The organism is Clostridium sp. CAG:43 (genome assembly GCF_000434655.1).
GTDB lineage: Bacteria > Bacillota > Clostridia > Lachnospirales > Lachnospiraceae > Otoolea > Otoolea fessa.
In genome coordinates this window covers 1-2,131 of record NZ_FR895056.1, presented here as the reverse complement: position 1 = coordinate 2,131, position 2,131 = coordinate 1, and the positions used below count along the sequence as shown (strand labels likewise).

At 49.2% G+C, this 2,131-nt stretch carries 2 protein-coding genes; one reads left to right on the top strand and one right to left on the bottom strand.

What is annotated here, in order from left to right; translation table 11 throughout:
• The first annotated feature begins 90 nt into the window (after nt 1-90).
• Entirely contained in the window at nt 91-981 is an 891-nt protein-coding gene (locus QVO97_RS04485) for a cation diffusion facilitator family transporter (protein ID WP_022359193.1), read from the top strand.
• Between the two features lie 158 nt (nt 982-1,139).
• On the opposite strand, the gene QVO97_RS04480 is transcribed toward QVO97_RS04485, so the two are convergent.
• Nucleotides 1,140-2,131, bottom strand: a 992-nt coding sequence (locus tag QVO97_RS04480) for an MATE family efflux transporter (protein WP_288188921.1), incomplete at its 5' end; no start/stop codon positions are given.

Genomic DNA, 2,131 nt, shown 5'->3' with positions numbered 1-2,131 from the left:
TGGTTCGTGGGTGTTTTTTTATACTTTTTTATGGGTTTGCAGCACCCACCTATCGTTAGTGCCATGAGATATTTTTTGGAGGTAACGAATATGAAACAGAATGATTTTCAGAAGGTGGCAAATCAAGTGTCTTTTGTAACGATAGTAGTGAACATCCTTTTGGCGTTTATGAAGCTGTTAGCCGGCGTGTTCGCACATTCGAATGCGATGATCAGTGACAGTATCCATTCGGCGTCCGATGTGTTCAGCACGATGATTGTGGTGATTGGAATTAAGCTGTCGTCCAAACAGCCGGACAAGGAGCACCCGTATGGACATGAGCGGATGGAGTGTGTGGCTGCGATTGTCCTCTCGATGGTTCTCTTTATGACAGGTCTGGGGATTGGCGTGGAGGCGCTTACGGACGTGCTCAAGGGAGAATACAGTCACCTGCAGGTACCGGGGATGCTGGCGCTGGCAGCGGCTGTTATATCCATTGTCAGTAAAGAAGCGATGTACTGGTACACCCGATATTATGCGAAAAAGATTGATTCCAGCGCACTGATGGCAGATGCATGGCATCACCGTTCCGATGCGTTTTCCTCGATCGGTGCGCTGGTCGGAATCGTGGGCGCGAGAATGGGATTTCCGGTCATGGATCCGATCGCGAGCCTGGTTATTTTCGTCTTTATCGTGAAAGCGGCGTATGAGATTTTTAAAGATGCGATGGATAAAATGGTCGATCATTCCTGTGATGAGAAGACCGAAGAACAGCTGCGCGCCTGCGTTCTTCAGAATCCAGATGTGGCGCGGATTGACCTGCTTCAGACTCGGATCTTTGGCAATAAAATTTATGCGGACATTGAGATTGAGGTAGATGGTTCCATGCCGCTGCGGGAGGCGCACAAGATTGCCGAGGTGGTGCATAACAGCATTGAAAAGACATTTCCGAAGGTAAAACACATTATGGTGCATGTCAATCCGGAAATTGACCGGAAATAGAAAGAAGGACTGCCGCAGACTGGCATATTTCCTTTTAAGCAGACCAAGATAACAATGAAAATCTTGTTTACTTAGAAGAGGGCATGCCAGATGCGGCGGTCCTTTTGGCGCTTTTGGGAACATGAAAATTTTAAACATTTTTAAGGACGTTCTGAAAGTTATACTTCCGGCTCAGCTGCCCCGTGCCGGTAAATATAAATAAAGTAAATAAGCTCCGGAATACCGGTGATTCCCCATGAAAAGGCGTATAGCAGGTACAGCGACTGGATTGTGTGGAAGTATGCAAAAATGGTAAAAATCCACGCAAGGCGGAATACTACCGAACCCAATATAACCAGGATGGTCGGAATAACGGTCCGCCCCAGTCCGCGGGATGCCGCCAGGGTGCAGTCCATCAGCGGGCTAAGCCCATAGGAGAGCGCCATGATGGCGAGACGGGTGGTTCCGGCGGTCACAACTTCTGCATCGTTAGTAAAGAGTGACAGGAATGGGACGCGCAGGAGATAGAGCGAAATCCCCAGAATCAGCCCTACGCAGGTGGCATAGAGCAGGCAGAGTTCGTAGCTTCTGCGGCACCGCTCCCGTTTTCCGGCACCACGATTCTGTGCGATAAAGCTGGTGCAGCCTGTGTAGATGGCAGCCATCATATTGTAGACCAGAGGATCTGTGTTGGCAGCGGCTGAGTTGCCCTCGACGATGACATGGTCGAACGAGTTGACACTGGTCTGTACAAAGATGTTTGCGATGGCAAAAAGGATATTTTGAATGGCGGACGGAATGCTGATTCGAAGGATTCTGCCTACCTTGTCCGGCGATATCTGAAGTTCACTCGGGTGAAGTGCATAATTTTCCCGGCTTCGAAGCAGGAGCGCGATGACAAGAGCCGCCGAAATATATTCCGCGATAATGCTGGCCAATGCCACACCTGCGACATCTAGTTTGCAGATAATGACGAAAAATAAATTCAAAATGACATTGATAACACCGGCAAAAGAGAGATAATAGAGCGGGCGCTTTGTATCGCCGGAGGCGCTTAGAACCGCATTTCCGAAGTTAAAGAGTGCCAGCGCTGGCATACCAAAAACATAGATCCGCAGGTATCGGACAGCACCGTCGATCAGCTCCGGCTTCGTATTCATCATCGTGAGAA